We start from the raw sequence: 22,564 nt of genomic DNA, 5'->3' as shown, positions 1-22,564 counted from the left end.
CCCATGGAGACCCGATACGTGCATACACTCAAGGCGCGTTGCCGGCGGGCAGGGCGCTGCCAGAAGGGGGCCGCGGCGCTCGAGTTCGCCATTGTGGCGCCGCTGGTGTTCATCGTCATTTTCCTGAGCCTCGAGATGGCCTTCATGCTCGTGGCCGATGCCACGCTCGACCGCGCGGCCAGCCGGATTGCCCGCGAGAGCAAGATCATGGAACGCGATGAAGGGTTCGGCACGCAGGACTGCCACGACATGGTCATGGGCATACTCGAAGACACGCTGTCGATCTGGGGCGACCGGCGTGGCCTGTACGCCGATGCCAAACTCTACAAACCGGGCGAAGACAACAGCTTCAAGAGCAAGGATGACCCGGATTACAAGGACAAGATCGTCTGCGATCTGGGCAATGCGGGTGACATGGTGGTGTTTCGCGTCGGCTTCGAGCGCCCCGGCATGACGGGCCTGATTTCATTGATGGGGCTGGATGTCCTGCAGTTCGAGCGGACTGTGATCATCCAGAACGAGCCATGAGGCGCGCTTGGCCTGCGCGCGCCTTCATGCGCGCCCAGCAGGGGGTGGCAGCCATCGAGGCGGCCCTGGTGCTGCCCATCATGGTGTTCTTCATCGTCGGCATCGTCGAACTCTACCAGTACTACCGTGCCGATGCCATCATGACGCGGGCCTCGTTCTCGGTGGCCGATGGCCTGGCCATGCAGCCCGACCTGCATGCCGGGGGCCCGTGCAACCTGACGGACCATGTCTGTACCTATGGCGCCATCATGCCCGAGCTGATGCGCCCTGTGGATTATGCGCAGGGCGGCACGCTGCAGATCCGCCTGTTCACGACCCAGGAAAAGACCACCGGTTCGGGCAAGAACATCACCAGCCAGACCGTCTGGAAAACCAGCCCCGAGTGGGGGCGTACGTGCAATGGGGCGGGCACGTGCAGCAGTTTTACCGGGGCCTACCAGGGCACCGACATGCCGGCGCCCAACAAGGATGACACGATCCTGGTGGTCGAGGTGATCCAGGAGTACGAGCCGTTCATGATCAGTTCCAGGTTCTGGCAGGCATTGGGCGGCAAAAAGACCCTGAAATCCACGTCGTTCTACCGCCCGCGGTTCGATGACCTCAAGACCTTGCAGAATTGAGGGCTGGCGTCCTGAAAGGCAGCGTCCTATTTGAGAGGCAGCGTCACATGAAGACCAAGACCATCATGCCGATACCCCTGATGCGGCACTTGCGGCAGCTGGCCGGCGACGAGCGCGGCGCCGTGGCCGTCATCAGCATATTGTCCTTTTCGGTGATACTGGCCAGTTCGCTGTTCGCCATGGACATGGTACGCCACAACGTGGCCCAGACGCGGCTGCAGAACGCCCTGGATACGGCGGTGATCTCGGCCGGGCGCAAGCTGGCGGATTTCGACCCGGGCAAGCCGGCCGAACACCAGGCCTGGCTCGATGACGCCTACAATTATTTTCGCGCCAACATGCCTGCAGAATACCTGGGCATGGCCATACCGCGCGAGGCGCTCGAAATCGAATACCTCGAGGACAAGGCGCCGGGCAGCGCGATCCGCACGGCCCAGCGCATCCGGATGTCGGTGGCCGGCGATTTGCCCCTGCTCAGCACGGGCTATTTCAAGCAGACCGCCTGGCCGGTAGGGGCCAGCAACGAGGCACGCCGCAAGGTGCGCAACGACCTCGAACTGGTGCTGGCCCTGGACAACTCCGGCTCCATGGACGATTCGGCGGGCTCCAAGATGGGCACGCGCATGGCGGTGCTCAAGTCCTCCACCCAGGATCTGATCCAGACGGTCATGGAAGCAGCCGCGGCAGGGGCGGCTGATTACGACGAGGACGATGACGAGGTGCGCGGCGCGTTCATCGGCCTGGTGCCATTCAACGATGTGGTCAACGTGGGCAATGTGGCCACGGCGCGCAGCGCCTGGATGGCAGGCTGGCTGGGCCGCTATCCCGATCAGCAGAACTACATCGCCACCAACTGGCCGGGCTGCATCGTCGAGCCGGCGGGCAACTGGAGCGACAGCAACCGCCTGCCACCCGAGGCCTTGACGCCCCTGGCGGGCTTCCAGCCGCTGGTGAGCGTGTATGCCAGGGCGTACACCGGCAGCGACCTTGGGCTGGGCAACAACCAGCGGCTGGTCGCCCGGGCCGATTATCCGGATGCCGGCGTGGGGTTCCTGGCGCCGGCCAGTGCGTCCAAGGATCGGCGGGTGACGGCCAATTTCGTGCCATCAGCCAGCAACATCCAGACCCGCTTCACGCTCGAGCCGCAGTACTGTACGCGTTCGAAGGTGCGCTTTTTCGTGGGCACCGAAGAAGAGCAGAAGAACAAGAGCCTGAGCAATGCGGTGGCGGCCATGCAGAGCTACGGCGGCACCAACGTGGGCATGGGCCTGCTGTGGGCCTGGCGCATGCTCGATCCGGCCTGGCGCGGGGCCGACAGCGGCTGGGGCCACGCCGGGCTGCCGCGTGATTATGAGACCGACAAGCTGAACAAGGTGATCGTCCTGCTCAGCGATGGCGACAATGCCCCCAGTGGCGTGGTGCAGCGCGTGTCCGAATCCTATTCGAACAAGTTTGCCGGGTTTCAGATGGCCTATGCCTACGAGGAAACCAGCAAGCAGACCTGTACAGGCGTCATCATCAAGAACTGTACCTACAAGTGGGACGACCCGAAGCAGATCAGCCTCAAGACCGCCACCAAGAGCATGGAACTGCCCAGCGTGAGCAGTTTCAACCAGTGCCCGGTCTCGGGGCTGCGCATCGTCGACCCGGGCAACATCACTTCGAGCAACTATACGCAAGGCTGCACGGCGGCCAGCACCAACATCGGCTGGGCTGGCAGCAAGCCGCCGGCCACGGCGATCACCGTCGGGGCCATGGACAGCTACATGGCGCAGTTGTGCACGAACATCAAGGCCAAGGGCATCCGCATCTTCACGCTGACTCTGAGCAATGATGTGACCAACAAGTCATTGATGCAGAACTGCGCTTCGGGCGACAATTATTTTGATGTCGCCGACGCCAGCAACCTGCCCAACGCATTTGCGCAGATCGCCGGCGCGCTGACCGAATTGCGCCTGATCGATTGATCAGGCGCGCGCCTGGCGCCGGGCTCAGGCCACGGCCGGCCGGCGCAGCAGACGCAGCCCGCCCGCCCGATACAGCAGGAACACGACGATGGCGGCGTTCAGCAGGTTCCAGGCGATGCCGTTCATGAATGCCGCCTGATACGAATTCGACAGGTCACGGATGGCGCCCGACATCCAGCCGCCCAGGGCCATGCCCACCATGGTGGCCATGAGTACGGTGCCGATGAAGGTGCCGGCATGGCGCGGCGAGAAGTACTCGCGCACGATGACCGCGTAGGCAGGCACGATGCCGCCCTGGAACAGGCCGAACATGGCCGAGGTGATGTACAGCGACATGAGGCCATGGCTGAACAGGTACATGACCAGGGCCAGGGCCTGCAGGATCGAACCCAGCAGCAGCACGCGCAGGCCGCCGATGCGGTCGGACAGCAGGCCGAACAGCAGCCGGCTGACGACGCCCATGGCCAGCATGAGCGAGAGCATGTTGGTGCCGTTGGTCATCCCGTAGCCCAGATCGAAGCACAGGGCCACGATCTGCACCTGGGGCATGGCCATGGCGACGCAGCACGCCACGCCGGCAATGCACAGCAGGATCATCAGGGCGCGGGGCGACATGCCCAGTGGCCGTTCCTGGGCGCGCGCCTGGGCCAGTTGTGCCGGATCGGGTTCGGCCCGGGACAGATCGAGCTGGCGGTTGGCTTCGACTTCGGGCGAGCGCCGGCGCAGGAAGAACGCCAGCGGCACCAGGCTGGCCAGGCAGAACAGGCCGATGCCGACGTAGGTGGCGCGCCAGCCGTGATCCTGCATGAAGAACTGCATGATGGGCGGCCAGACGGCCCCGGCAAGGAAGTTGCCGCTCAGGCAGATGGCCACCGCAATCCCGCGGCGGCGCGTGAACCAGTGCGATGCATCGGCCACCAGGGGCGCGAACATCGCCGATGTGCCCAGGAAGCCGATCAACAGGCCGTGGGCCACGATGAACCAGGTGATGCTGGTGGCCGCCCCGGCCGCCAGAAAGCCCAGGCACAGGGCGATGGCCCCGGCGACGACGGGCATGAAGATGCCCATGCGGTCTGAAAGCTTGCCCATGACGACACCGCCCAGCCCAAAGCCCACCATGGTGGCGGCATAGGGCAGCGAGGCATCGGCCCGGCCGACACCGAAATCGGCCTGGATCATGGGCAACACCACGCTGGAGGCATACATGCCCACGTTGCCGATGGTGACGACCAGCAGCGAAATGACCAGGCGTACCCAGGCATACGGTGATTCGATGTCGGGGGTCAGCCAGCTTCGGGCGGCTGAAGAGGGCGTAGTCATGCGTGCGTTCCGTATTTTGTGGCCAGGGCGACCGTGGTGGCCGCAAGTCAATGATCATAGCTGCTTTCTGCCGTGTCGGCAGAAGTGTGCTACATGAGCAGCATCACACCGCCAATGATCACGGCACAACCCAGCCAGCGACCCCACGAGGCCCGTTCGCGCAGGATCAGGACGCCGGCCACGGTACCCATCATCAGGGAAATCTCGCGCAGGGGTGCCACCACGCTGATCTCGCCGCCCCACTGATAGGCATAGAGCACCAGGATGTAGGCCAGTGGCGAGAGCACCGCCACCCCGATTGCAGCGGACCAGCGGCCACGCATGGCCTGTTGCAGGGCACCGCGCCGGGTCAGCCAGCGGGGTGAGAGAACGATCACGTTGCCCAGCGCCGCGCACCAATCGAGCACCACGGGTACGATCAGCAACACTTTCACGCTCCACGCATCGACGACGGTGTAGGCGGCGATGAACAGCCCCGTAAGCGCCCCCCAGCGTACCGCCCTGCGGGCGTGGCGGTCCGCCAAGCGGCGCAAGCGGCCATCGGCAGCAATCAGCAGGATGCCCGCCACCACCAGCGCGATGCCCGCCAGGCGTTGGGGGCCGCCCGCCTCGCCCAGGACCAGGATGGCGAACACACTGGCGAGCAGGGGGCCTGTGCCCCGTGCCACCGGGTACAGTACGCTCAGGTCGACTTTCTGGTAGCCGCGCTGCAGGGTCAGGCTGTATCCCAGGTGCAACAGGCTGGCCAGGGCGATGAAGAGCAGCACGGGCAGGCTCCAGATCATTCCGTCGTGCCACAGCACCCAGGCCACCCAGGGGGCGTAGAGCACGATGGACAGACAGCGGTAGGCCAACACAAAGGCCACGGCCGAACCCGTCGAGGCCGCGCTTTTGGCGAGCAGATTCCAGCCTGCATGCATGGCCGCCGCGCCGAGCACAAGAACGACAACCATAGAATTCATGGAGATTTCCAGCGGAATGAAAGTGGATGTTGTAACATCCCTTGTCGGACTCGGGCTTTTTCTGTGCCGGGTCAAGGGCACATGGCCCACCCCCGAGTCCTTCTCGCACGATGCATATCGTCTCTCCCCGCACCCGCATTTTCCTGCAATTGCTTCTTGTGCTGCTGGCGCTGCCCCTGGCCGATGTGGCCACCGCCATCACCTGCCGCGAAGGCGAGTACGCCACGCTCGCGCAGCCCATTGAGCTGACCGCGGCCGAGCGCGCCCTGATCCCCCAGGCCGAGCTCCAGGTAGGCGTGGTGCTGGATGCAGCCCCGCTGTCCGTGTACGATGCGGCCACCGGCCACTACAAGGGCATTGCGGTCGACGTGTTCTGCTTCATCGCCCAGGAGCTGGGCCTGGCCTTCCGGTTTCTCGAACCGTCCGAACAGGATCTGGGCGCGGCGCTGCGGGCCGTGCAGGCAGGAACCCTGGACGTGCTGCTGCCCCTGAGCTCGAATGCCGAGCGCGAGCGGCATGGCCTGTTCAACCAGCCGTACTATCAGACCCATTATGTTGTCGTGGCGCGTGATGGGCACGATTTCGATATCCGGCGCGTGGCAGACCTGAATGGCCTGCGGGTCGGGTATTTCGATCGCTCGTCGATCGAGCCCGTACTGCGCCAGCATCTGGCCGCCGAGGCCCTGCATCCCTTTACCGTGGGCCCGGGCAACGACGGTATCTACCAGGCCCTGCGGGCCGGCGAGATCGATGTGGCCGTGATCGGCCGGGCCTTCTTCGAGGAAAATCGCTACCGGAATGATTATTTCGATCTCCAGGCCATCTACACTTTTCGCAGCGACCCGCGCAACTACAGGTTCTATTTCAGCCCGTCAGAGCGCAATCGGGGCCTGGTCCCGCTGTTCGACAGGTATCTGGCGGCCATCGATGCCTCGGTCTCGTTCAACGAGCACGAAATCGGCGAAGAGCAGTTCATTCAGCGCTACCTGCAGCGGCTGCGCGAACGGAATGTCCTGTGGCTGGCAATCCTCATCAGCAGCCTGCTGCTGCTGGCCCTGGCTGCGTCCTTCTGGCACTATCGCCGAAGCACACGCCGCCAGCTGGCCAACAGCGCCCTGATCCGGGATCAGCAAGAAGCACTTGAACGCGCCAACCAGCAGCTGGAGCGGCTCAGCCAGACCGATGCGCTCACCAACCTGTACAATCGCCGCCGCTTCGATCTCAGGTCGAACGACGTGTTCACGGCGGTCAGGGCAGGGCGTATCGCGGTGGGCGAGGTCGCGCCGCTGAGCATGTTGCTGCTGGATCTGGACCGCTTCAAGGTGGTCAACGACCGCTATGGCCACGCAGTGGGTGACGACTACCTGCGCAAGGTGGCCGATGTGCTCAGGCAGCACTGCCGGCGCAAGGGCGACGAGGTGATCCGGTACGGCGGCGAAGAGTTCCTGTGCGTGCTGCCCACCACCACGGCCGAACAGGCCTTCGAGATGGCCGAACGCATCCGCCAGGCCGTCCTCGACCTGCGTTGCCCGAACCCGACCGAAGTGGGTGAATTCCTCTCGACCAGCATTGGGGTCGCGACCTCGACCACGCTCCAGCACGATCCCCAGGGCCTGGTGCAGGCGGTCGATGAGCAGCTGTATGCCGCCAAGGCCGCGGGGCGGAATCGAACGCATGCCGTCGTACTCGACTGACGAATCCGCCATGCGCCTGGCCCTGGTCCAGGCGCATCGGGCGGCCGGGCAGGGTGAAGTGCCGGTGGGCGCGGTGCTGCTCGATGCCCAGGGGTACGTGCTGGCGGCCGGGCACAATCGCACGCTCATGGATCATGACCCCAGTGCGCATGCGGAAATCGTGGTCCTGCGGCAGGCGGCACGGGCCGTGGGCAATCACCGCTTGCCGGGCGCGCGCCTGTATGTCACGCTGGAGCCCTGCGCCATGTGCCTGGGCGCGGTGTTCCATGCGCGGCTGGCTGAAGTGGTGTATGCCGCGGCAGATCCCAAGACCGGGGCCTGTGGCGGGGTGCTGGACCTGTCTGCCGAGCGCCGCCTGAACCCGCATGCGCGGGTGCGTGGCGGGGTGCTGGCCGATGAGGCCAGTGAGTTGTTGCGGGCCTTTTTCAGGGCGCGGCGTTCTGCAGGCGGGGCACGTATGCTGCCGCAGGCCGGCGCGGCCGATTGTCTCGATTCAAAAGCCATTGCCATGCCTTCTTCCCGTACTGCGCCGCGCCGCGCCGGCATCTATCTGATTTCTCCGTCCAGCGCCATTGCGGATGCGGCCGCGCTGGATCTGGCGATCCAGCGCCTGCGCGCGCTGGGTCACCCCGTCGCGCAGGACCGCGCCGCCCGGCTGGTGCATCAGCGCTTTGCCGGTACCGACCGGCAGCGCGTGGCGGGCGTGCACCGGGCGCTGAAACAGAAGCACCCGGTGGTCATGGCCACGCGCGGCGGTTATGGCCTGAGCCGCATCCTGCCCGCCATAGACTGGCGGGCCGTGGCCGACAGCGGCAAGATCTTCGTGGGCCTGAGCGATTTCACGGCCTTCAATCTGGCCCTGCTGGCCCGCGCCGGGGCGTGCAGTTATTCCGGCCCGACCGCGGTGTTCGATTTTGGTGCGCCGGAAGTCGATGAGCTGACCCGGGATCTGTTTCAAGAGACGTTGTCGGGCGAACTGCAGGTGCTCAGTTTCGAGGCCCCGGGCGCCGACGCAGTGGACGCCCGCGGCGTGCTCTGGGGTGGTAATCTGGCCATGGTGGTGTCCTTGCTGGGCACGCCGTATTTTCCGCAGATCGAGGGCGGCATCCTGTTTCTCGAAGATGTCTGCGAGCACCCGTTTCGCATCGAGCGCATGCTGACCCAGCTGTGGCACGCCGGGGTGTTGCAGAAGCAGCGGGCCATCGTGCTGGGGCAGTTCACCGGTTACCGGCTGGTGCCCCATGACAACGGCTTCGATCTGGCGGCGGTGGTGCACTGGTTGCGCAGGGCCGTGCGCGTGCCGGTCGTCACCGGCTTGCCGTACGGGCACGTGCGCGTCAAGGCCATGCTGCCGGTGGGGGCCATCGTGGGCCTGGCCACCGAAGATGGCATGGCGCACCTGCTCTTGAACGAACACGATCATGCGGCCCACCACGGAGATTGAAAACCGGCCCATGACAGGGCTTGAAATGCAGCCCCCATGGAGATCGAGATTCGGCCCACCACGGAGATTGAATCATGAGCGCACATCTGTTTGATCGCGGCTTGCCGCAGACCCCGGCCAATTTCGCGCCGCTGACGCCCCTGCTGTATCTCGAACGCGCCGCCGAGGTCTACCCCGAGCGGCTGGCCGTGGTGCACGGCCTGGGTGAGTCCGCCATCCGCCATACCTGGGCTGCGCTGTACCAGCGTTGCCGGCGCCTGGCCAGTGCCTTGCAGTCGCATGGTGTGCGGCGTGGCGATACGGTGGCGGCCATGCTGCCCAATACCCCGGCCATGGTCGAGGCCCATTTCGGCATTCCCATGTGCGGGGCCGTACTGAACACCCTCAATACCCGGCTGGATGCCGAAGCCATCGCCTACATGCTGGATCACGGCGAGGCCCGTGCCGTACTGGTCGACCGCGAATTTTCGGCCACCATGCAAAAGGCACTGGCCCTGCGCGAGCGGGCCACGCCGGTTCTGGTGGTCGATGTGGATGACCCGCAATACGACGGCCCGGGCGAGGCCATCGGCATGCTTGAATACGAGGCCTTGCTGGCACAGGGCAACCCGCAGGCAGACTGGCAGCTGCCCGCCGACGAATGGGATGCGATTGCGCTCAACTATACGAGCGGTACCACGGGCCACCCAAAGGGGGTGGTCTACCATCATCGTGGTGCCGCCATCAATGCGATTTCCAATATTCTCGAATGGGACATGCCCAGGCATGCCGTCTACCTCTGGACGCTGCCCATGTTCCATTGCAATGGCTGGTGTTTTCCCTGGACAGTCGCCGCCCGGGCCGGCGTGAATGTGTGCCTGCGCCGGGTGGATGCGCAGGCCATGGTGGCGCGCATGGTCGAGCACGGCGTCACCCACTATTGCGGTGCGCCCATCGTGCAGAGCATGCTGGTCAATGCGCCCCAGGCGCTGCGCGCGGCCATCCCGCCGGGCATCAGCGCCATGGTGGCCGGCGCAGCGCCGCCCGCTGCCATGATCGAGGGCATGGAGGCGCTGGGCATCGACCTGACCCACGTGTATGGGCTGACCGAAGTCTACGGGCCGGCCACGGTGTGCGCCCGGCACGACGCCTGGGCGGCGCTCGATGTGGGCGAGCGCGCCGCGCTCAATGCGCGCCAGGGGGTACGCTATCATTTGCAGAAGGCGGCGAGGGTGCTGGATCCCGCCACCCTGCAGCCGGTACCCGCCGATGGGCAGACGATGGGTGAAATCATGTTCCAGGGCAACATCTGCATGAAGGGCTATCTCAAGGACCCCGAGGCCACGCGCCAGGCTTTTGCCGGTGGCTGGTTCCACAGTGGCGATCTGGCCGTCCAGTATCCCGACGGCTATATGCGCATCATGGATCGCAGCAAGGACATCATCATCTCGGGGGGCGAAAACATCTCGTCCATAGAAATCGAAGACGCGCTGTACCGCCACCCCGCCGTGCTGGCGGCTGCGGTGGTCGCGCAACCCGACGAGCGCTGGGGCGAGACGCCGTGCGCCTTCGTCGAACTCAAGTCCGATGCGCAGGTCACGGCCGAAGAGCTGGTGACGCATTGCAAGGGCTTGCTTGCGGGCTTCAAGGTGCCGCGCCATTTCATTTTTGGCGAACTGCCCAAGACATCCACGGGCAAGATCCAGAAATTCGATCTGCGCAAGAAGATCACGCAGTCGGGCTGAGTCTGGCATGGCCACTCCGACCGCGCATCCGGATCCGCAGCCAGGGCCTGCTCTGGTTGCGCACACGCGATCTGTGGCAGTGCAGCAGACCGGCGCACAGGGCGGCGGCGCCGGCGCCGCCTCGCTGTGGCCGCATGTCCTGCTCGATCCGCAGCAGATGGCGCAGGCCGATCAGGCCGCCATGGCGGCCGGGGTGCCCGGGGTTCAACTGATGGCGGCGGCCGGCAGCGCGGTGGCCCGGGCGATCTGCGCGCGCTGGTCGCCGCGGCCGGTACACGTCCTGTGTGGCCCCGGCAACAACGGCGGCGATGGTTTTGTCGTGGCCCGGCTGTTGCAGCAGGCCGGCTGGCCCGTCCGGCTGGCGCTCTGGGGCGACCGGGCGGCGCTGCGAGGCGATGCGGCATGGGCGGCCAGTACCTGGACGGGCCCGGTCGAACGGGCCGATGCGACTTTTCTGCAGGGCGCCGCACTGCTGGTGGATGCCTTGCTGGGGGCCGGTCTGGATCGTGCACCGGCAGGCGCACTGAAGGCGCTGCTCGAAGCCGTGCGGGCCAGCGGCCTGCCGGTGTGCGCGGTGGACGTGCCGACGGGCCTGCACGGCGGCAGCGGGCAATGCCCGGGCGTGGCCCTGCAGGCGGAACTCACCGTTACCTTCTTTCGGCGCAAGCCGGGGCATTTGCTGCTGCCGGGCCGCGCCCTGTGCGGCACGGTGGTGTGCGCCGATATCGGCATCCCGGCCACTGTCCTGCCCGCACTGTCGGTGGCCACGCAGGCCAACCATCCGGATCTCTGGCGGGCGTGCTTTCCCTGGCCGGCCATCGATGGGCACAAGTATCGCCGCGGCCAGGTGCTGGTGATCGGCTCGGCACACATGACGGGCGCCAGCCGCCTGGCCTGCCTGGCGGCCGCACGCGTGGGGGCCGGGCTGGTCACGCTCGCGGTGCCGCCAGCCGCCTGGGCCGTGCAGGCGGCTGCGCTCACGTCCGTGATGGTCGAGACGCTGCCCGACGATGGCTCGCTGCACGGCGCCCTGGCCGATGCACGGCGCAACGCGCTGCTCATCGGGCCGGGCCTTGGGCGCCATGCCCGCGCGCGCATGCAGGTGCGCCAGGTATTGGCAACCGGACGGCCCTGCGTGCTCGATGCCGACGCACTCAGCGCCTTTGCCGACCACCATGTCGGCGAACTCTTTGGCGCGCTGCACGGGCGGTGCGTGCTGACGCCGCATGAGGGTGAGTTTGCACGGCTGTTCGGCAGCTCGATGCCTGGTAGTTCGATGCCTTGTAGTTCGGTGTCTGACAGTTCGGTGCCGGGTGATCCGGTGCCGGGCAGTTCGGTGTCTGGCGGCGCGGGCGACAAGCTGCAGCGTGCCCGCGCTGCGGCCCGGCACACTGGTGCCGTCATTGTGCTCAAGGGACCGGACACGGTGATCGCCGCAGCGGACGGCCAGGCTGTGATCAACGACAATGCGCCGGCGACACTGGCCACGGCGGGCACGGGTGACGTGCTGGCGGGTTGCATTGCGGGGCTTCTGGCCGCCGGCATGCCCGCCTTCCAGGCCGCCTGCGCGGCGGTCTGGCTGCACGGCCTGGCGGCCGATCAGCTGGGCTGGGGCCTGTTGGCCGAAGATTTGCCCCGGGCGCTACCGACGGCCCTGAATATTCTCCAGGGCTGCTAAAATGGCAGGTTTACCTGTATCTGGCCCAGAAAGCCGGTGCCAGCCATGCATCCCGCCGCGCCACGCCATGACCAGCGCCGTGGCCGCGGCCTTTCGTTGATTCCCTATCGTGATATCCACCAGCAATCTCACCATACAGTTTGGTGCCAAACCCCTGTTTGAAAACGTCAGCGTCAAGTTCGGCGATGGCAACCGCTACGGCCTGATCGGCGCCAATGGCTCGGGCAAGTCCACCCTGATGAAGATCATTGGCGGCGATCTGGACCCCACCTCGGGCCACGTCAGCCTCGAACCCGGCCTGCGCATGGGCAAGTTGCAGCAGGATCAGTTCGCCTACGAGGCCCATCGGGTCCTGGATGTGGTACTGATGGGGCACGTCGAGATGTGGCAGGTGATGAGCGAGCGCGATGCCATTTATGCCAACCCGGACGCCACCGAAGAAGACTACATGCGGGCGGCCGAGCTCGAGGGCCGGTTTGCCGAGTACGATGGCTATACCGCCGAAGCCCGCGCCGGTGAACTCCTGCTGGGGCTCGAAATCCCCGTCGAACAGCACGAACGCCCCATGAGCGAGGTCGCCCCGGGCTGGAAACTGCGCGTGCTGCTGGCGCAGGCGTTGTTTTCGAACCCCGACGTACTGCTGCTCGATGAGCCCACCAACAACCTGGACATCAACACCATACGCTGGCTCGAAGGGGTGCTGAACAGCTACGACAGCACCATGATCATCATCAGCCACGACCGCCATTTCCTCAACCAGGTCTGCACCCACATGGCCGATCTCGATTATCGGGCGCTGCAGATCTACCCGGGCAACTACGATGACTACATGCTGGCGTCCACCCAGGCGCGCGAGCGCCAGATGGCGGCCAATGCACGGGCCAAGGAGCGCGTCTCCGAACTTCAGGACTTCGTGCGCCGCTTTGCCGCCAACAAGTCCAAGTCGCGCCAGGCCACGTCGCGCCTGAAGCAGATCGACCGCATCAAGGCCGAAACGGTGCAGGTCAAGCCCTCGTCGCGCCAGAATCCCTACATACGCTTCGAAGTCAACAAGGTCCTGCACCGCCAGGCGGCTCACGTCGAAGACCTGGTCAAGGCCTGGGACAGGCCCATCATCCAGGGGCTGTCCACCATGATCGAGGCCGGCCAGAAGCTGGCCATCATCGGCGCCAACGGGGTGGGCAAGACCACCTTGCTGCGCCTGCTGGCCGGTGATCTGAAGCCGGACGCCGGCCAGGTGCGCTGGTCCGAAAACGCCGATCCGGGCTATATGGCGCAAGACGTCTCCGACCAGTTCGATTCCGACCGCAACCTCTTCGACTGGCTCGCCGATTTTCGCCAGCCGGGCGACGAGGATCAGGCAATCCGTTCGGTGCTCGGGCGCCTGCTGTTTTCGGGCGACGAGATCGGCAAGGCCGTCCGGGTGCTTTCGGGGGGCGAGAAGAACCGCATGAGCTTCGGGCGCCTGATGCTCGGGCGCCATAATGTCCTGCTCATGGACGAGCCCACCAACCACCTGGACATGGAGTCGATCGAATCATTGCAGTATGCGCTCGAGCAGTACAAGGGCACGCTGGTGTTCGTCTCGCACGATCGCCAGTTCGTCTCGGGCATCGCGGACCGGATCATCGAGATCTTCCCGGACGGCCGGCTGGTCGATTATCCCGGCTCATACGACGATTATCTTTTTTCGCAGGGCATCGAGTCCTGAGCGTGCACGAGGGGGCTGGCGCATGTTGCACACGCTGACCGGGCTGGCCCGCCACGAAACGCAGGTGCGCAAGAGCCGCTTTCTCGCTCTGGCAGGCCCGATCACGTCCGCAGAAGCGGCATCGGAATTTCTGCAGGCTCACGCCCATGCCGGCGCCAGCCACCACTGCTGGGCCTGGCGCCTGGGGCAGCAGTACCGTTTCCATGATGATGGCGAGCCCGGTGGTACGGCGGGCAGGCCTATCCTGCAGGCCATCGATGGCCAGGGCTGCGATCGGGTGGTCGTTCTGGTGATCCGCTGGTTCGGCGGCATCAAGCTGGGTACGGGCGGGCTGATCCGGGCGTATGGGGGGGCTGCCGCCGAGTGCCTGCGCCTGGCGCCCAAAAGCCCGCTGCGCGACGAATGCCGGGTGCGTTGCGCCTGCCCCTATCCGGACATCGACCGGGTACAGGCACGCCTGCTGGCCGGTGGCGCCCGGATCGAGCAGGCCGATTATGATGCTGCGGGCGTGGTCTGGCACCTGTGCCTGCCGCGCGACGCGCTGCCGCACTGGCAGGCGCTGCTGGCCGATCTGACCCGTGGCCAGGGGGACTTCAAGGTGCTGGACGACGCCTGAGGCGCCGCGGCGCGGGCGCGCTCAGTGCCTGGTGGCCGAGGCCTTTTCCTGTTCGGCGATCTCGGCGTGCACCTTGGCCATGTCGAGATCCTTGACCTGCTGCAGCAGATCTTCGAGCTGGGCCGGTGCCAGGGCACCCGCCTGCTGGAACAGCAGCACGTTTTCGCGAAACACCATCAGCGTGGGGATGGAGCGGATGCGCAACGCCGAGGCGAGCTCGGTTTGTTCTTCGGTGTTGATCTTGGCGAACGTGACATCCGGGTGCTTTTCGGCGGCGGCTTCGAATACCGGGCCGAACTGGCGGCAGGGGCCGCACCACGGCGCCCAGAAATCGATGATCAGGGGCTGTGTGGCCTCGGTGGCGGTCTGGAAGGTGTCTTGGTCGAGTTCGATGACGCTCATGGAGCCTCCGTAAGAGTGGCAGGACAGGAGCCTGGCTCCTGTGCATACGGTGCATATGGGGTCGATGTACGCATTTGCAAGCCACCGGTCACTCGGGGAACAGGGCGTATTTGATGACGAACAGGATGGCCACCAGCAGCGTGGCGGGGTGGATTTCGCGGTAGCGCCCGGAGAGCGCCTTGATGACCACGTAGCTGATGAAGCCGAATGCCAGACCATTGGCGATGGAGTAGGTGAGCGGCATGGCAATGGCGGCAATCGACGCAGGCACGGACTCGGTGATGTCGTCCCAGGAAATGTCGACCAGTTCGCGCAGCATGAGGCAGGCGACATACAGCAGGGCAGGGGCCGTGGCGTACGGTGGCACTACGGCGGCCAGTGGCGAGAGGAACAGGGCCAGCAGGAAGAGGATCGCGATCACCAGTGCCGTCAGCCCGGTCCGCCCGCCGGCCTGCACGCCCGAGGCGCTTTCGACGTAGGCGGTGGTGCTGCTGGTGCCCAGCATGGAACCCGCCACGATGGCGCAGCTGTCGGCCATCAGGGCGCGCCCCAGGCGCCCGGGATTGCCCGGGGTGATCAGGCCGGCGCGGGTGGCCACACCGATCATGGTGCCCGTGGCATCGAATACTTCGACCAGCACGAACACCAGAATGATATGGAAGAAGCCCGTGTTGAGCACCCCGGGAATATCGAGCTCGAAGAACGTGGGCGCGAGGCTGGGCGGGGTGTCGACGATGCCCTGGAATTCGGTGAAGCCAGCCAGCATGGACAGCACCGTGATGGCGAGAATGCCGATCAGGATGGCGCCGCGCACCCGGAGGGCGGCCAGCGCGGTGATGATGAAAAAGCCCAGTATGGCCAGCAGGGTGGTGGGTTCGGTGAGATTGCCCAGGCCCACCTTGGTGGCGGGGTTTTCAACCACGATGCCGGCCGATCCCAGTGCGATGATGCCCAGGAACAGGCCGATACCGGCTGCGATGGCAGAGCGCAGGGACGGCGGGATGCCGGCCACCAGCCATTCGCGTATGCCGGTGACCGTGAGGATCACGAAGATCACCCCCGAGATGAATACCGCGCCCAGCGCCTGCTGCCAGGAATACCCCATCTGGGCCACCACGGTGAAGGCGAAGAAGGCGTTGAGCCCCATGCCGGGCGCCATGCCGATGGGCCAGTTGGCCAGGAAGGCCATGATCAGTGAACCAAGGGCCGCTGCGGTGCAGGTGGCCACAAAGACCGCGCCGCGGTCCATGCCGGTGCTGGAGAGAATGTCGGGATTGACGAAGATGATGTAGGACATCGTCAGGAATGTCGTCAGTCCGGCCAGTACTTCGGTACGCATGGTCGTACCGTGTTCGTGCAGCTTGAAGAATTGTTCGAGCATGGTGTCTCTTCCTGGGTTGTTTTTCGCGTGGCGTGTCAGTTTGTCGTTGCCATTCTAAAACCCTTTTACTCGTGGATGTACACTCACGGCTGATTATGCTGATCATCGGATTTGAAAGTTCGTGTGACGAGACCGGCGTGGCCATTGCCTGTACAGGGCGCGGCCTGCTGACGCACGCCCTGTACAGCCAGGTGGCCATGCACCGTGAATACGGCGGTGTGGTGCCCGAGCTGGCCTCGCGCGATCACATCCGGCGCATCGTGCCGCTCACCCGGCAGGTGCTGGCCGAGGCGGGCGTGCAGCCCAGGGCGCTCGGGGCCGTCGCCTACACTGCGGGCCCCGGTCTGGCCGGTGCCCTGCTGGTCGGCGCGAGCTTTGCGCGCTCGTTTGCCTGGGGCCTGGGGCTGCCGGCATTGCCCATACATCATCTCGAAGGGCATCTGCTGTCACCGCTGCTGGCCGCCGAGGCGCCAGGCTTCCCCTTCGTCGCGCTGCTGGTGTCCGGGGGGCACACGCAGCTGATGCGCGTCGATGGGGTGGCACGCTACACCTTGCTGGGCGAGACGCTGGATGACGCCGCGGGCGAGGCCTTCGACAAGAGCGCGAAGCTGCTCGGCCTGGGCTATCCGGGGGGGCCGGCCCTGTCGCGGCTTGCGCAGGCCGGCAATCCGCAGGCGCATGCCCTGCCGCGCCCCATGCTGCACAGCAAGACTCTCGATTTCAGCTTCAGCGGGCTCAAGACGGCCGTCCGGACCCGGCTCGAGGCGCTCGAACAGCAGGGCCTGGCGGCCGATCCTGCGGCGCGCGCGGATCTGGCGGCGGCCACTGAAGCCGCCATTGTGGACGTGCTGGCGGGCAAGGCCTTGCAGGCCCTGGACCAGACGGGGCTGAAGACCCTGGTCGTGGCCGGCGGGGTGGGGGCCAATGCGCCGCTGCGCGCACGCCTGCAGCAGGCATTGGCCGCGCGCGGCGGGCAGGTCTTTTTTCCACCGGTGGCCTTGTGTACGGACAACGGCGCGATGATTGCCTGGGCGGCCGTGCTGCGCGAGCGTGCCGGTCTGGTCGACTGGGCCGCCCTGCGTGGCGAGACCGGCTTCGACGTGCGCCCGCGCTGGGATCTGCAGGATGTTTGCGTGGCCTGAATCGGCACCGCCTCTTCAGCTGCTTTTGCGCCCGCGCCTGTGCCGCCCGGAGGCCGGGGTGGCCTTGCGCGCGCCGATCTTGCCTTCCTTGCCAGCCAGCAGGCGGCTGATGTTGGCCTGATGGCGGGCCAGCAGCAGCACGCTGATGGCGACGATCACGCTGGCGGTCAGCGTATCGACGCGCCAGACCACGCCGTTGCCCAGAATGTAGTAGAAGGGTGCAAAAATGGCCGCCAGGATGGCCGCCAGTGATGAATAGCGCGTGACTGCGGCCACCAGCAGCCAGGTCAGCAGCACGGCAAGCGCGAGCCAGCCGTGCAGCCCAAGCAGTACGCCCAGTGCGGTGGCCACCCCCTTGCCGCCGTGAAAACGCAGGAACACCGGATACAGGTGCCCGAGAAACGCGCCCAGGCCCGCGAGGGGCACCGCTGCCGCGCCGACCCAGCCCTGCTGTACGGCCCAGGCCGCCAGCACGACGGCCAGCCAGCCTTTGGCGGCATCGCCCAGCAGGGTGAGCACGGCAGCCGATTTGTTGCCGCCACGCAACACATTCGTGGCCCCCGGGTTGTGCGAACCAAAACTGCGTGGATCGTTCAGGCCCATGGCCTTGCTGACCAGTACGGCAAAAGACACGGAGCCCATCAGGTAGGCGATGAGCAGCACAGGCAACAGCGCGCTGGCCGCCAGCAGGTTGGTCATGGTCATGTTCAGGCCCGGTGGGCAGGCTGGTCTGGATGCCTGTCATTCTATACCGGGTACAATCAGCAGCATCTGGTTTCAGCTCGGGGCAGGGTTCATGCGCATACTGGTTTCCAATGACGACGGCTACAGCGCTGCCGGCATCGAGGCGCTGGTGGCCGCACTCAGGCCGCTGGGCGACATCACCGTGATCGCGCCCGAAACCAATTGCAGCGGGGCCTCCAATTCGCTGACGCTCAGCCGGCCGCTGTCGGTACGCCAGGCGGCCAACGGGTTCTACCATGTCAATGGCACGCCATCCGACTGCATACACGTAGCGCTCACGGGCCTGCTCGATTTTCGCCCCGACCTGCTGGTGTCGGGCATCAACAATGGCGCCAACCTGGGCGAAGACACGCTGTACTCGGGTACCGTGGCGGCGGCGTCCGAAGGTTTCCTGTTCGGCGTGCCCTCGATCGCCTTCTCGCTGGTGCAGCGCGAGTGGCGGCATCTCGACTGCGCCGCGCAGGTGGCCCGCGAACTGGTCGGCCGGTTTCGCGACAGCCCGTGGCCCGAGCCCATGCTGCTCAATGTCAATATCCCGGCGGTGCCCTATCATGCCCTGAAGGGTTTTCGCACGACCCGCCTGGGGCGCCGCCATCCGTCCGAACCCGTGATCCGCAGCACGTCGCCCTATGGCGATGAAGTCTACTGGATCGGGCCGGTGGGCCGGGCCCGAGACAGTGGCCCGGAAACCGACTTCGGCGCCATCGAAGCCAATGCGGTCTCGATGACGCCGCTGCGCCTCGACCTGACCGATCATAGCCGTACAGAGGCGATCGCCAGTTGGGCCGGGTTGTCGATGGCGCCATGAACAAACCCCGGCGACCGGCCGCGGGCCCTGGCCCGCACAACACGCATCCGGGGGCCCGTTCGGGTGACGGGCGTGCTGCATTTTCGGCCGCCAACAGCAATACGCGCATTCTGGGGCCGCGCCCATTCGTGCTGCCCAGGCCTGCCGCCACCGAGTCCGCCGCCAGCGCAGGCCCGCCGGCCAATCTTGGCCTGAATTCCGAACGCCAGCGCCACGAAATGGTGCGCCGCCTGCGTGCGCAGGGCATCACCGACGAACGGGTGCTGGCGGCGATGGGGGCGGTGCCGCGCCACCTGTTCGTGGACCAGGGGCTGGCCAGCCGGGCCTACGACGATGCCGCCCTGCCCATTGGCTACAGCCAGACGATTTCGCAGCCCTGGGTGGTCGCCCACATGATCGAAGCCATGGCGCGCGATCGCACGCCGCAGAAGGTGCTCGAAATCGGCGCGGGTTGTGGCTATCAGGCCGCCGTGCTGGCGCAGTTCGTCCCGGTGGTCCACGCCGTCGAGCGCGTGCAGGGTCTCTATGAACAGGCCCGCCGGCACCTCGACGCACTGGCCTTGCCCGGGCGGGTCCATCTGTCCTTTGGCGACGGCATGGCCGGGCTTGCGCGCCATGCGCCCTTCGAGGGTATTGTGGTCGCGGCCGCGGGGGTTAAAATCCCCGAAGTACTGTTCGATCAGCTGGCCGTGGGTGCGCGGCTGATTGCCCCCGAAGGCAGTACGCACCAGCGGCTCATGCTCATCGAGCGCACGGGCCCCGCCAGCTGGCAGCGTACCGAACTTGAACCCGTCCGTTTTGTACCTCTGCGTCCCGGAACGCAGGCCTGAGGAGATCCCCCATGTACCACGGCACGCTGCCTGTCACAGCTGCTCTGTCCCAACCGCTGCGCTGGCATCGCGTGGCCTTGCTGGCTGCCGTGTGCAGCGCCCTGGTCCTGGCCGGCTGCGCATCGCGCAAGGCGCCGGCCCCGGTGGCCGATCATTCCAGCAGTGCCGTCGCGCCGGCGCAGGGCACCTATGTCGTGCGCTCGGGCGATACGCTCTACGGCATTGCCCAAAAGCATGGCCTCACGGTCGATCAGCTCAAGCAGCTCAACGGCATCACCGACCCCACGCAGCTGGCGATCGGGCAGGTGCTGCGGCTCGATTCAGGTACGGCCCGCCCGGTGGCCGATGCTGCGGTCACTGCACCGGTCACCACGGGCAGCGCAGGCAGCAGCGCAGCCGCCACCCCGCCTGCGGCCGACACCTCCAGCGCGCGGGCCGCCGACGCCAATCTCATCCAGTGGGGCTGGCCGGCATCGGGCAAGATCATCCAGGGCTTCAACAGCACCACCAAGGGGGTCGATATCGAGGGCGCCGTGGGCAGCCCCGTGGTGGCGGCCGCCGATGGCAAGGTCATGTATGCCGGCAACGGGGTGCGCGGCCTGGGCAACCTGATCCTGCTGGGCCACTCCGACGGTTTCATCACGGCCTATGCGCACAACGAAAGCCTGCTGGTCAAGACGGGTGAAACCATTGCGAAAGGCGCGAAGATCGCTACGCTGGGGCAAAGCGACACCACCTCGCCGCGCCTGCACTTCGAGATCCGGCGCCGTGGCACGCCGGTCAACCCGCTCGCCTATCTGCCGCCCCGATGATCCCCACCCTGGTCTTCGATCTCGAAACGATACCCGATGCCCAGGGCCTGCGGCGCCTGAATCCCGAGTGGGCCGATCTGCCCGATGACCAGGTCATCGAGCACGCGCTTCAGGCGCGGCGCGAGACGCACGGGCACGATTTCCTGCCCCTGTATCAGCACCAGATCGTGGTCATCGGCTGCGTGTTTCGCGATGAACAGGGGTTTCGCGTACGCGCCCTGGGGCAGGCCGACGACCCCGAGTCCAGCCTGATCTCCAGTTTCTTCAAGACGATTGGGCACTATACGCCCACGCTGGTCAGCTGGAACGGCTCGGGGTTCGACCTGCCCGTGCTGCACTACCGCAGCCTGGTGCACGGGGTGCCGGCCGCGCGCTATTGGGAAACCGGTGAAGACGATCGCGACTTCCGTTTCAACAATTACCTCAATCGGTACCATAACCGCCATGTCGATCTGATGGATGTGCTCGCCGGCTACAACGCCCGTGCCAGTGCGCCACTGGATGCGCTGGCCAGGCTGTGCGGCTTTCCTGGCAAGCTCGACATGGACGGCGGGCAGGTCTGGCAGGCCTGGCACGCAGGTGAACGCGAATCAGTCCGCCAGTACTGTGAAACCGACGTGGTCAACACCTGGCTGCTGTATTGCCGCTGGCGCCTGCTGAAGGGCGAACTCGACCCCAGCGCCTATGCCGCCGAGCTGCAGCTGGTGCGCGATGCGCTCGAAGCCGAACCCGGTGCGCATTGGCGGGCATTTCTCGCCGCCTGGCCAGGCCACTGATCTGTCCATGGCCGATTCCGATCACCTGGTGCTCGACATCGAATCGCTCGACTCCGACGGGCAGGGCATCGCCCATCATCAGGGCAAGGTCGTGTTCGTCGAGGGGGCTCTGGCGGGCGAAACCGTGCGGGTACGCATCGTGCGCCGCAAGCCGACGTTCGACAAGGCGCGGGTCGAGGCCGTACTGCGCCCCTCCAGTCAGCGGGTGCAACCGCCGTGCCCCCATTTTGACGTGTGTGGTGGCTGCGCCCTGCAGCATCTCGATGTGGCCGCGCAGGTCGCCGTCAAGCAACGCACCCTGGAAGACGCACTGGCCCATATCGGCAAGGTCCGGGCCCTGCAGATCCTGCCGGCCATTCACGGGCCGTCGGCCGGCTACCGGCATCGGGCACGCCTCTCGGTGCGCCTGGTGGTCAAGAAGGGGGGGGTACTGGTTGGGTTTCACGAAAAGGCCAGCAGCTACGTGGCCGATATGCAGCAGTGCCTGATCCTGCCGCCCCACGTGTCCGCGCTGCTGGTCCCGTTGCGCAGCCTGATCGGGGGGCTGTCGCGGCCCGATCGCATGCCGCAGATCGAGGTGGCGGTGGGCGACCGGGCCACAGTGCTGTGCCTGCGCCACCTCGAGGCGCTGACAGACGATGATCGAAGCCAGCTGCGCGCCTTCGGGGCACGCCATGGGGTCGATTGGTGGCTGCAGCCGCGGGGGCCCGAGACGGCTCATCCGCTGGATCCGGCGCGCGCCGACGTGCTGGCCTATGCCTTGCCGGCCTGGGGGCTGCGCATGGGGTTCCGGCCCACTGATTTCACGCAGGTGAACCCGTACATCAATCAGGTTCTGGTCACGCGTGCGCTGGCCCTGCTCGAGGCACGGGCCGACGACCGGGTCATGGATCTGTTCTGTGGCCTGGGCAACTTCAGCCTGCCCCTGGCCACCACGGCGCAATCCGTGCTGGGTGTCGAGGGCAGCGCCACGCTGGTGGCGCGCGCGCGTGATGCTGCCGCGCAGCACGGCCTGCAGGGCAAGGCGCGGTTTGGCGCGCAGAACCTGTTCGAGGTGGATGCGGCCTGGTTCAGGGCGCAGGGGCACTTCGACCGCCTGCTGGTGGATCCGCCGCGCGAGGGGGCGCTCGCCGTGGCCCGCGCGCTGTGCGAGCTCGAGCCCGCCGAACGGCCGCAGCGTATCGTGTACGTGTCCTGCAATCCGGCGACCCTGGCGCGTGATGCGGGCATTCTGCACCACGTGGGCGGCTGGGTGTTGCGCGCTGCGGGCATCATCAACATGTTCCCGCATACGGCGCACGTCGAATCCGTGGCGGTGTTCGACAGGTCCTGAAGGGCGGTGCCTTCGGCAGCGCCTCGATGGCAGCCCCTCGACGGTGGCTCCTTGACGGTTGCTCCTTGACGG

General features: G+C 66.2%; 20 protein-coding genes and 1 pseudogene. 16 read left to right on the top strand and 5 right to left on the bottom strand.

Features of this window, described 5'->3' with window-relative positions; genetic code table 11:
* Nucleotides 1-3: 3 nt before the first annotated feature.
* The 3 genes from WCY17_RS04655 to WCY17_RS04645 all read left to right on the top strand — a co-directional run bounded on the left by WCY17_RS04655 (nt 4) and on the right by WCY17_RS04645 (nt 3,115).
* On the top strand, nt 4-528 hold the full coding sequence (locus tag WCY17_RS04655; RefSeq protein ID WP_372701003.1) for a TadE/TadG family type IV pilus assembly protein: 525 nt from the start codon (nt 4-6) through the stop codon (nt 526-528).
* On the top strand, nt 525-1,148 hold the full coding sequence (locus WCY17_RS04650; RefSeq protein WP_372701002.1) for a TadE/TadG family type IV pilus assembly protein: 624 nt from the start codon (nt 525-527) through the stop codon (nt 1,146-1,148). Before WCY17_RS04655 ends, WCY17_RS04650 begins: the two co-directional genes overlap by 4 nt.
* Nucleotides 1,149-1,213: 65 nt before the next feature.
* Nucleotides 1,214-3,115: a pilus assembly protein gene (locus WCY17_RS04645; protein WP_372701001.1), complete on the top strand. Its 1,902-nt coding sequence runs from the start codon at nt 1,214-1,216 to the stop codon at nt 3,113-3,115.
* Nucleotides 3,116-3,139: 24 nt separating this feature from the next.
* On the opposite strand, the gene WCY17_RS04640 is transcribed toward WCY17_RS04645, so the two are convergent.
* On the bottom strand, nt 3,140-4,435 hold the full coding sequence (locus WCY17_RS04640; RefSeq protein WP_372701000.1) for an MFS transporter: 1,296 nt from the start codon (nt 4,433-4,435) through the stop codon (nt 3,140-3,142).
* 89 nt (nt 4,436-4,524) lie between these two features.
* Entirely contained in the window at nt 4,525-5,397 is an 873-nt protein-coding gene (locus WCY17_RS04635; RefSeq protein WP_372700999.1) for an EamA family transporter, read from the bottom strand.
* A gap of 110 nt (nt 5,398-5,507) precedes the next feature.
* Here WCY17_RS04635 and WCY17_RS04630 point away from each other — a divergent pair, with 110 nt between their 5' ends.
* The 7 genes and pseudogenes from WCY17_RS04630 (at nt 5,508) to WCY17_RS04600 (ending at nt 14,264) form a co-directional block, all read left to right on the top strand.
* Nucleotides 5,508-7,091 carry a diguanylate cyclase gene (locus WCY17_RS04630; protein ID WP_372700998.1) on the top strand — a complete coding sequence of 528 codons (1,584 nt, stop codon included), beginning with the start codon at nt 5,508-5,510 and terminating at the stop codon, nt 7,089-7,091.
* Nucleotides 7,027-7,518: pseudogene (gene tadA, locus WCY17_RS04625) on the top strand (tRNA adenosine(34) deaminase TadA); the annotation flags it as partial. The gene WCY17_RS04630 and the pseudogene tadA, both read left to right, overlap by 65 nt.
* An 81-nt stretch (nt 7,519-7,599) precedes the next feature.
* Entirely contained in the window at nt 7,600-8,535 is a 936-nt protein-coding gene (locus tag WCY17_RS04620; protein ID WP_372701079.1) for an LD-carboxypeptidase, read from the top strand.
* A gap of 74 nt (nt 8,536-8,609) precedes the next feature.
* Nucleotides 8,610-10,259: an acyl-CoA synthetase gene (locus tag WCY17_RS04615; RefSeq protein ID WP_372700997.1), complete on the top strand. Its 1,650-nt coding sequence runs from the start codon at nt 8,610-8,612 to the stop codon at nt 10,257-10,259.
* A 7-nt stretch (nt 10,260-10,266) separates the two neighbouring features.
* Nucleotides 10,267-11,937, top strand: coding sequence for an NAD(P)H-hydrate dehydratase (locus WCY17_RS04610; protein WP_372700996.1), 1,671 nt, complete (start codon nt 10,267-10,269; stop codon nt 11,935-11,937).
* 109 nt (nt 11,938-12,046) lie between these two features.
* A complete protein-coding gene (locus WCY17_RS04605) occupies nt 12,047-13,648 on the top strand; it encodes an ABC-F family ATPase (protein ID WP_372700995.1) in 1,602 nt (533 codons plus the stop codon).
* A gap of 22 nt (nt 13,649-13,670) precedes the next feature.
* Nucleotides 13,671-14,264 carry a YigZ family protein gene (locus tag WCY17_RS04600; protein WP_372700994.1) on the top strand — a complete coding sequence of 198 codons (594 nt, stop codon included), beginning with the start codon at nt 13,671-13,673 and terminating at the stop codon, nt 14,262-14,264.
* Between the two features lie 21 nt (nt 14,265-14,285).
* Here the strand turns inward: WCY17_RS04600 and trxA are convergent, their stop codons facing one another.
* Nucleotides 14,286-14,666 (bottom strand): thioredoxin, encoded by a 381-nt coding sequence (gene trxA / locus WCY17_RS04595; RefSeq protein WP_372700993.1) that lies wholly within the window; start codon nt 14,664-14,666, stop codon nt 14,286-14,288.
* Between the two features lie 88 nt (nt 14,667-14,754).
* Nucleotides 14,755-16,047, bottom strand: coding sequence for an NCS2 family permease (locus tag WCY17_RS04590; RefSeq protein WP_372700992.1), 1,293 nt, complete (start codon nt 16,045-16,047; stop codon nt 14,755-14,757).
* Between the two features lie 95 nt (nt 16,048-16,142).
* Between WCY17_RS04590 and tsaD the strand changes: the two genes are divergently transcribed.
* Complete coding sequence (gene tsaD / locus WCY17_RS04585) at nt 16,143-17,189, top strand: tRNA (adenosine(37)-N6)-threonylcarbamoyltransferase complex transferase subunit TsaD (protein WP_372701078.1); 1,047 nt, start codon at nt 16,143-16,145, stop codon at nt 17,187-17,189.
* Between the two features lie 15 nt (nt 17,190-17,204).
* Here tsaD and plsY read toward each other — a convergent pair whose 3' ends face one another.
* Nucleotides 17,205-17,888, bottom strand: coding sequence for a glycerol-3-phosphate 1-O-acyltransferase PlsY (plsY, locus tag WCY17_RS04580; protein WP_372701077.1), 684 nt, complete (start codon nt 17,886-17,888; stop codon nt 17,205-17,207).
* Between the two features lie 97 nt (nt 17,889-17,985).
* Here plsY and surE point away from each other — a divergent pair, with 97 nt between their 5' ends.
* Genes surE through rlmD form a run of 5 tightly spaced genes read left to right on the top strand, consistent with a single transcriptional unit; the run spans nt 17,986 to nt 22,492 of the window.
* The gene (surE, locus tag WCY17_RS04575; RefSeq protein WP_372700991.1) at nt 17,986-18,741 is read left to right on the top strand and encodes a 5'/3'-nucleotidase SurE; all 756 of its coding nucleotides are present in this window, start codon (nt 17,986-17,988) and stop codon (nt 18,739-18,741) included.
* Nucleotides 18,738-19,571: a protein-L-isoaspartate(D-aspartate) O-methyltransferase gene (locus tag WCY17_RS04570; RefSeq protein ID WP_372700990.1), complete on the top strand. Its 834-nt coding sequence runs from the start codon at nt 18,738-18,740 to the stop codon at nt 19,569-19,571. Before surE ends, WCY17_RS04570 begins: the two co-directional genes overlap by 4 nt.
* 11 nt (nt 19,572-19,582) lie before the next feature.
* Entirely contained in the window at nt 19,583-20,383 is an 801-nt protein-coding gene (locus tag WCY17_RS04565; RefSeq protein ID WP_372700989.1) for a peptidoglycan DD-metalloendopeptidase family protein, read from the top strand.
* A complete protein-coding gene (locus tag WCY17_RS04560; protein WP_372700988.1) occupies nt 20,380-21,159 on the top strand; it encodes a 3'-5' exonuclease in 780 nt (259 codons plus the stop codon). Before WCY17_RS04565 ends, WCY17_RS04560 begins: the two co-directional genes overlap by 4 nt.
* Before the next feature lie 7 nt (nt 21,160-21,166).
* Nucleotides 21,167-22,492 carry a 23S rRNA (uracil(1939)-C(5))-methyltransferase RlmD gene (rlmD, locus tag WCY17_RS04555; RefSeq protein WP_372700987.1) on the top strand — a complete coding sequence of 442 codons (1,326 nt, stop codon included), beginning with the start codon at nt 21,167-21,169 and terminating at the stop codon, nt 22,490-22,492.
* Nucleotides 22,493-22,564: the final 72 nt, after the last annotated feature.

This window comes from Castellaniella sp., assembly GCF_041677825.1.
GTDB lineage: Bacteria > Pseudomonadota > Gammaproteobacteria > Burkholderiales > Burkholderiaceae_B > Castellaniella.
Note: the sequence above shows the minus strand (reverse complement) of the source record. Positions and strands in the feature narration are given on the sequence as shown.